Raw genomic sequence first — 6,984 nt, forward strand, 5'->3', positions numbered from 1 at the left:
GATTACTCTCCGATATGTGTTTTAAAGGCCTGCACTGTATTGGTCAGCAGCATGGTAATGGTCATAGGCCCCACCCCGCCTGGCACTGGGGTAATCCAGCCGGCACGTTTACTGGCCGATTCGAACACCACATCACCGGCCAGCTTTCCATCCTCGCAGCGGTGCATGCCTACATCGATCACCACGGCCCCCGGCTTGATCCATTCACCCTGAATCAACCCCTGTTTGCCGGCTGCGGCAATCACGATATCGGCCCGCTCAACATGGGCCTGCAGGTTTCTGGTAAAACGGTGGCACACGGTCACCGTGGCACCGGCAAGCAATAACTCCAGCGCCATCGGGCGACCGACAATATTGGATGCGCCGACAACCACACTCTCCATGCCATGCAAATCTAGCCCTGTCTCCTCCAGCAGCTTCATACAACCGTACGGGGTACAGGAGCGCAGGGCCGGCTGACGTGCCGTCAAACGACCAATATTATACGGGTGAAAACCATCCACATCCTTACCCGGATCAATCGCCTCGATAATTGTTTCCGGATTGATATGCTCAGGCAATGGCAGCTGCACCAGAATCCCGTCCACCTTCGGATCATGATTGAGCTCGGTGATCAGACCCAGCAGATGCTGCTGGGTGGTCTCTGCCGGCAACTCGTAGGAGAAGGATGCAAACCCGCCCTTTTCACAGCCTATTTTCTTGTTGCGCACATAGACATGTGATGCCGGGTCGTCACCGACCAGAATCACCGCAAGGCCGGGAGCCCGTCCGTGCTTTTGTGTCAGTTCCGCCACTTCAATGCGTATCTCTTCGCGCAGGCGGTTGGCCAGCGCCTTGCCGTCGAGTATCTGTGTTGTTGATGTCGTCATAATACGCGCATTGTTGCAGCAAGTATCCCTTCCGGCAATGCAGATATTTTAACGCTACCGGCACTGCTCCAGCCCCTCAGGGGGAGCAGGTACGCAAGACCGGGCAGTTGAATCGCGATAATCCTGCCGAAATCTGAATTTCTAATGTACATCACCAACTTCACGATAAAGAATTAGAGCATGCGAATCGGCATTGACCTTGGCGGCACCAAAACAGAGCTGATTGCGCTGGATAAAACCGGCGCGGCACGCCTGCGTTTCCGCCGCCCGACACCGGCTGGCGATTACGCCGCCACAATAAACATGATTGCCGACATGGTTGCACAGGCCGAAGGCGAGTCGGGCGAAACAGCAAACATCGGCATCGGCACACCCGGCGCTATATCCCCTCGCACAGGCCGAATGAAAAACTGCAATTCCACCTGCCTGAACGATCAACCGCTGCAACAGGATCTCGAGCTGGCGTTGCGACGGCCGGTGCGATTATCCAACGATGCCAACTGCTTCGCGCTCTCCGAAGCGATTGATGGCGCAGCGGCAAGATCGCCCGTGGTGTTCGGCGTCATCCTCGGCACAGGTGTCGGCGGTGGCATCGTGGTCAACGGACAGCTGCTTGAAGGCGTGAACAGCATTGCCGGCGAATGGGGGCATAACCCGCTACCGTCAGCAAACAGAGAGGAGAGACCCGGCCCGCCCTGCTACTGTGGCAGAAAGGGCTGCATTGAAACATGGCTCTCCGGGCCGGCCATGCGGAGGGATCACATCGCTTGTGGCGGACAGGATATTACGGCAGCAGAGATCACACGCATGGCCACCGAAGGCGATGCGGCATGTATGCTGACACTCGAGCGCTACTGCGAGCGACTGGCCCGGGCTCTGGCAGGCGTCATCAATATCCTCGATCCGGATGCCATTGTACTCGGCGGCGGGCTCTCCAACATCAGCCTGCTCTACGAGCAGGTGCCACGCCTCTGGTCGTCATATATATTTTCCGACAGCGTCAGCACCCGCCTGTTGCCGCCCGCACACGGCGATTCATCCGGCGTGCGAGGCGCCGCCTGGCTTTGGGGGAGGTAAAGTGAAAGTTGCACATATCGGCCTGCTGGTCTCCGATCTGGATCGGGCAGCGGCATTTTACGAACAGATTCTCGGTCTGCAGCGAGCCGCTCGCCCGCAGCTCAACTTCGACGGCATCTGGTACGCTCTGGATGACGGGCAGCAGATTCACCTGATGCTGCTCGATAATCCTTATGCCGCTTGCGACAAACCCGTCCACGGCGGTCGTGATCATCATATCGCCCTGCACACCGATGAGTTCGACGGCATCCGGCAGCGTCTGGATGCCGCCGGCATCGCCTGCACCATGAGCAAATCCGGCCGCATCGCCCTCTTCTGTAGGGACCCCGACGGCAACACCCTGGAGCTGATTCCGGCCGCCTGACTTCCCGGAACACAGCAAGGCCGGCACGTCTAATACAGAAGAATCGCTGGCGTACGGCGACCTTGTGTCATGGCCATTGCATAGTAGCTTGTACCTGCTACAGGAGGTATTTATGAAACGTTATCTGTCCATTGTGGCCATTGGCCTGCTCGCCGGTTGCTCAACCGCCTACCAGCAGCGGACAGCAACACAGGGAGCGGTCGTCGGTGCAGCGACCGGCGCCGTCATCGGAGCCCAGAGCGATCAGGTGGTCGAAGGGGCGGTCATAGGCGGCGTACTGGGCGGTCTGGTCGGCGCTATGCTGGCTGATAATCGTGACGATCGTATCCATGAATCCGCACCACGCTACCACCGCAGCAACTGCGGCAGAGGCGACATCTACTTCAGCCGGGCCAGACATGCACGCGAGCTGAACCGTCGCATCATTCTGATGCGCCAGGGCATTGCCTACTGCCCCAACAATCCGGCAGCACACAATGACCTGGGCGTGGCTCTGATGCTGTGGGGTGACAGCAACGGCGCCCGCATGCATTTCCGGCAGGCACTCAGATTCGACCCGCAATACTATCCCGCCCGCCACAACCTTGAGCGCATGAGCCGCTATCGCGCACCTGCCCACTACCAGCGACCTGTTCCGGTCTACCGTCAGCCGCAGCGACAGATTCCGCATGAACGCATTGAGCAGCGCCGGGAAAGAGAGCCGCAGATGCGTAACCAGCGTAATGAAGATTACCGCAGCGGCAGACAGGGCGCCGAGCGCAAAATCAAGGCGCGCGACCCCCGCTACAAGCGCAGCAGCGAGCGTGACCGTCAACTGCAAAACCGAGACCGCCGGAATAACGGCTATCGTCAGAATAAAGACGACGACAGTCGCGATCGCCGCGAGGATTAAGGTGGCATGCACGTATTAGCCATACCGGGCAGCGTCAGGCGTCACTCATATAACCTTGCCCTGCTACAGGCCATGAAAGACCGGGCTCCCGAGGACATGGAAATTACGATCTTTGATCGCATGAAAGAGATTCCGTTATTCGATCCGGATATTTGCGATGAAGCCCTGCCTGAATCGGTAGAGCATCTGATGGCAAGCATCAGGGCTTCCGACGGCGTTATCATCAGCACACCGGAATACGCTCATGGTGTCCCCGGCGCACTTAAAAATGCTCTGGACTGGCTGGTCGCGTCCGATGCAATGATCCTGAAGCCTGTTGTCGTCACCAGCGTCTCAACCAGCAGTCTGGGCGGCGTCAGATCACATAGCCCGCTACTCCTGATTCTCAGCGCCATGAATGCCAATGTGGTTGTGGAGGGCTCACTCAACGTGCCGTTTGCCAGCAAAAAGTTCAGGGCCGACAATCATCTGGAAGACAGGCTAACCGGGAGAGCCATCGACCTTTCGCTATCAGCACTTGAACAGGCCGTATCGCTTGCTTCTTAGACCACCTCGGGAACGCACCCTCTCGCTCTATCGGACGGCATCCGCTGACAGAGTGCAGCACCAACAATCCGGCCACCCCGGAGGATAGCCTTGCGCAGCAACATGCACCTGATCAACAAGCTGAGTTTTCTCTCCGCCCCAAGGCGCTTTGAGCTCTACCCGCCATTTTTTCTGATGCGGGTAAAAATCATCACGCTGACGGATGACTGGAGCAGTGCGCGTATCCGCCTGCCACTGAACTGGGCATCACGCAATGCTGCCGGCAATATGTACGGCGGCTATCAGGCCAGCCTGGCCGATCCGATCCCCGCCATCGCATGCATGCACCGGTTTCCCGGCTATCGGGTGGCAACCAGGAAACTGGAGCTCGACTTCATCCGCACAGGCAACTCCGACCTGATCCTGCAGTTTGATTTTCCGGCAGAGACCGCCACCGCCATCAGTGATGAACTGGATCGCCACGGACGGGCCACCCCCTGCTTTGACCTGCAATATCTGCGTGCCGACGGAAAAGTGTGCACCCGCATCAAAAACAGCGTCGCCATTCGCCCGGCCGGCTATGTCGCGCCGCACGAACACAGGGAGAGTGACATTGATTATTGATTTTTATTTCGATTTTATCTCACCCTACTCCTATCTGGCCTCCACACGTATGCCCCTCTTCGAACAGGCGCATGCCGTCCGCGTCAACTGGCTGCCGGTGAACTTGCCGAAGCTGATCGAACTCTCCGGCAATACGCCGCCGGGCATGATCCGGAACAAGGCACTCTACAGCCTGCGTGACCTCAAACGTTGGGCAGCATATCTGAATCTGCCGTTTAAAATGATCAAACCGGGAACATTCGACAGTCGGCCGGCCATGCGTATCGCCATGGCTCTGGAGGGAGAAGAGCGTGCACTCTTCTCTCAGGCCGTATTCAGCAGCATCTGGTCAGGCGAAATCGATCCGCGCGCAGAGGGGTGGCTGAAGCAGGTGGTTACCGCGCACAGGCTGCCTGCTGACTGGCTGGCATTGGCCAGCGACAAGCTCGACGACAATACGGAGACAGCGCTGAAAGACGGCGCATTCGGGGTGCCTACCTTTATCCTGCATTCAGGCCGGCGCAGCGAGATCTTCTTCGGTATCGATCACATGGACTTTCTGGCCCGCGCCTGCAAAGAGGCAACCCGCAGCCGAAGTTGAGTCTGTTACTATATTTTTCTGCTTCTCATCAGGCTGTAACGGGCACTTCGACCATCTCACCCGCCTCCCGGAACGGTAAGGGGTAGAGACCGCGCGGGCATGGCCCGGACAGACAATCACCCGATGCAGGGTCAAATACCGCGTGATGGGTGTGACAAATCAGATGTTCACCATCTTCGGAGAAGAACTGCCCCGGAATCCAGTCCAGTGGCGATCCTGCGTGCGGGCACTCATTTTTCCATGCCTGCAAACGCCCGCGATAACAGATCAGAAATCCCTGACCATCAATATCGACCGTGCGCCCGCCGGATAGCTTCAGCGTGGATTTCAGTGCAAATACGGTTGCCCTGCCCTCCTCCGGACGGTTGACCTGTTGCCACTGAGCGCTGTCAGCGCACATCTCTGCCGATCTCCTGTCGATTAAAAAAGAGGCGGCTGCATGCCTGCAGCCGCCTGCGACTCACGTGAGCCGCTAATCCTTTACGTTGTTTATATAGCAGTGACACAGGCAAATGTCAAATCCCGGGCCGGCTGTTCAGTCGCCGCTTTTTTGTTTATGCACAGATGCCAACGCCTGACTGAAGCAGTGTGCTGCCTGTTCATATTCGCCCGCCGTTTCATGCCAGCGCGCCATGCTTTCCCAGGCCGGAGCATAGTCGGCCTCTTCAGCCAGCTTCTGCATCTGCTCATATGCCAGCCCGCCCAGAGCGGACGCCTGCGCCAGCTCTGCGCGCAGCCAGCGCAGGGAGAAACTGATCTCGGCCGCCACTTTTCGATCCAGTTTGCGATAGACCTTGAGCGGATCATGACGCTGCAATATGGCCAGCAATTCGGTCGCAATCGTCATATCATCGTAATAATGCAGGTGATTCAGCCACACCCGTCGGGTATTGCTGCTATCGCCGTCATGCAGCTGCACCCGGCCATAAGCCAGCATCACCGCCCCATCGGCAGGACTCAAACGATACGCTTTACGCAACAGGGCCGGCGCCTGCTCTGCATCTGCCTCAGCCAGCTTCAGGTAGGCATGAATAAGCCGTGTCTTGATCCCTGCAGCAGACTGCTCGCCCTTCTTCCAACGCTCTTCCAGCAGATCCACCAACTCCTGCCAGTTACCCTCTTCTTCCGCGACATCGGCCATTCTGCTTCTGGCCAGTGACGAATTAGGCGCAATCTCCAGCCACGCTTTCAGATGCTCCTTGCGCACAACCAGATCCGGTCTGGGCGAAACCAGCGGCGACGTTACTGTTCGGGCTATCATCGCCGTCAACATCGGATCGGCCTGCGCATCGGGAGCGGGCTGATCTTTCGCCGGCGTTCCCATCACAGCCAGCAGGTCCAGAGCCCAGTCGGGCAGCACTTTACGGGAACGTTTTAACAAGCGGGCATTCAGATCGCCATCACCATTGAGCCAGCGCTCCAGCGCTTCCCGCAAACGCTTCTCCCGCCGCTTGCGACTGCCCATACTCAGGCTTTGCCACAGTTGACCGGGACCTGAGAGGAGACCGCCCAGTACCGTTCTGAGCAACCAGAGCAGCAACAGAACAACAAACAACGCAACGATGAAAGCACCCTGTCGGGTTTCAAACACCCAACCGAAAGCCTCCAGCCGCAAGGGCTGATCGGCGATATCGGGAAAGATGATCAACGCGACACTGACTGCCAGCGCCAGTACAAGCAGAAAAATCAGCCGCATCAGTTGCCTCCCTGTCCGCGAGCATTCCAGCGCTCTGCCGTATCATGCAGCGTAGCAATATCCTGTTGCAGGGCGTCCAGATTTTCCGGCAGACCCAATTCAGGCATCGCCTCACCTTTGGCTGCGGCCATGGCCTGCGCCTGCAACAGCAGCTCTGCACGCAGCGACTGCCATGATGCCTTATCGGGCCACTCTTCCAGCGTCAGATGCCGGGCTGTATCAAGCAGCGGGCACGCAAACCCGACAGGCGGCGCACCTCATCCGACGGCGCCCTGTGCAGTGAAACTGGCCGACGATCCATGCCAGCCATGGGTGTTCCGGTTGTGGAAGCATTTCAGGTGTGCGGGGGCTGCCATC

At 58.2% G+C, this 6,984-nt stretch carries 10 protein-coding genes; 6 read left to right on the top strand and 4 right to left on the bottom strand.

From position 1 onward, the window contains the following. Positions 1-2: 2 nt before the first annotated feature. The gene (gene folD / locus SPV1_RS05360) at positions 3-869 is read right to left on the bottom strand and encodes a bifunctional methylenetetrahydrofolate dehydrogenase/methenyltetrahydrofolate cyclohydrolase FolD (protein WP_009850110.1); all 867 of its coding nucleotides are present in this window, start codon (positions 867-869) and stop codon (positions 3-5) included. Between the two features lie 180 nt (positions 870-1,049). Between folD and SPV1_RS05365 the strand changes: the two genes are divergently transcribed. The 6 genes from SPV1_RS05365 to SPV1_RS05390 all read left to right on the top strand — a co-directional run bounded on the left by SPV1_RS05365 (position 1,050) and on the right by SPV1_RS05390 (position 4,931). Then, the gene (locus SPV1_RS05365) at positions 1,050-1,946 is read left to right on the top strand and encodes an ROK family protein (RefSeq protein ID WP_009850112.1); all 897 of its coding nucleotides are present in this window, start codon (positions 1,050-1,052) and stop codon (positions 1,944-1,946) included. A gap of 1 nt (position 1,947) precedes the next feature. Beyond that, the gene (locus SPV1_RS05370; protein ID WP_009850113.1) at positions 1,948-2,310 is read left to right on the top strand and encodes a VOC family protein; all 363 of its coding nucleotides are present in this window, start codon (positions 1,948-1,950) and stop codon (positions 2,308-2,310) included. Between the two features lie 112 nt (positions 2,311-2,422). Next, complete coding sequence (locus tag SPV1_RS05375) at positions 2,423-3,202, top strand: glycine zipper family protein (protein WP_040881500.1); 780 nt, start codon at positions 2,423-2,425, stop codon at positions 3,200-3,202. A gap of 6 nt (positions 3,203-3,208) precedes the next feature. Next, a complete protein-coding gene (locus tag SPV1_RS05380) occupies positions 3,209-3,748 on the top strand; it encodes an NADPH-dependent FMN reductase (protein WP_009850115.1) in 540 nt (179 codons plus the stop codon). A 90-nt stretch (positions 3,749-3,838) separates the two neighbouring features. Continuing rightward, entirely contained in the window at positions 3,839-4,351 is a 513-nt protein-coding gene (locus tag SPV1_RS05385) for a PaaI family thioesterase (protein ID WP_018294194.1), read from the top strand. Next, complete coding sequence (locus SPV1_RS05390) at positions 4,335-4,931, top strand: 2-hydroxychromene-2-carboxylate isomerase (protein WP_009850117.1); 597 nt, start codon at positions 4,335-4,337, stop codon at positions 4,929-4,931. Before SPV1_RS05385 ends, SPV1_RS05390 begins: the two co-directional genes overlap by 17 nt. A 28-nt stretch (positions 4,932-4,959) precedes the next feature. On the opposite strand, the gene SPV1_RS05395 is transcribed toward SPV1_RS05390, so the two are convergent. The 3 genes from SPV1_RS05395 to SPV1_RS14715 form a co-directional block, all read right to left on the bottom strand. After that, positions 4,960-5,331: a Rieske (2Fe-2S) protein gene (locus SPV1_RS05395; RefSeq protein ID WP_009850118.1), complete on the bottom strand. Its 372-nt coding sequence runs from the start codon at positions 5,329-5,331 to the stop codon at positions 4,960-4,962. Positions 5,332-5,466: 135 nt separating this feature from the next. Then, positions 5,467-6,627: a tetratricopeptide repeat protein gene (locus SPV1_RS05400; protein WP_009850119.1), complete on the bottom strand. Its 1,161-nt coding sequence runs from the start codon at positions 6,625-6,627 to the stop codon at positions 5,467-5,469. Further along, on the bottom strand, positions 6,627-6,758 hold the full coding sequence (locus tag SPV1_RS14715; protein ID WP_269146637.1) for a hypothetical protein: 132 nt from the start codon (positions 6,756-6,758) through the stop codon (positions 6,627-6,629). The genes SPV1_RS05400 and SPV1_RS14715 overlap by 1 nt, the downstream gene beginning before the upstream one ends. Positions 6,759-6,984 lie beyond the last annotated feature (226 nt).

This window comes from Mariprofundus ferrooxydans PV-1 (assembly GCF_000153765.1).
In the GTDB taxonomy this organism is placed as follows: Bacteria; Pseudomonadota; Zetaproteobacteria; order Mariprofundales; family Mariprofundaceae; genus Mariprofundus; species Mariprofundus ferrooxydans.

Coding starts and splice junctions, on each gene's coding strand:
- folD (WP_009850110.1), bottom strand. CDS start 869: ATGACGACATCAACAACACAGATACTCGACGGCAAGGCGCTGGCCAAC.
- SPV1_RS05365 (WP_009850112.1), top strand. CDS start 1,050: ATGCGAATCGGCATTGACCTTGGCGGCACCAAAACAGAGCTGATTGCG.
- SPV1_RS05375 (WP_040881500.1), top strand. CDS start 2,423: ATGAAACGTTATCTGTCCATTGTGGCCATTGGCCTGCTCGCCGGTTGC.
- SPV1_RS05380 (WP_009850115.1), top strand. CDS start 3,209: ATGCACGTATTAGCCATACCGGGCAGCGTCAGGCGTCACTCATATAAC.
- SPV1_RS05395 (WP_009850118.1), bottom strand. CDS start 5,331: ATGTGCGCTGACAGCGCTCAGTGGCAACAGGTCAACCGTCCGGAGGAG.
- SPV1_RS05400 (WP_009850119.1), bottom strand. CDS start 6,627: ATGCGGCTGATTTTTCTGCTTGTACTGGCGCTGGCAGTCAGTGTCGCG.
- SPV1_RS14715 (WP_269146637.1), bottom strand. CDS start 6,758: ATGGCCGCAGCCAAAGGTGAGGCGATGCCTGAATTGGGTCTGCCGGAA.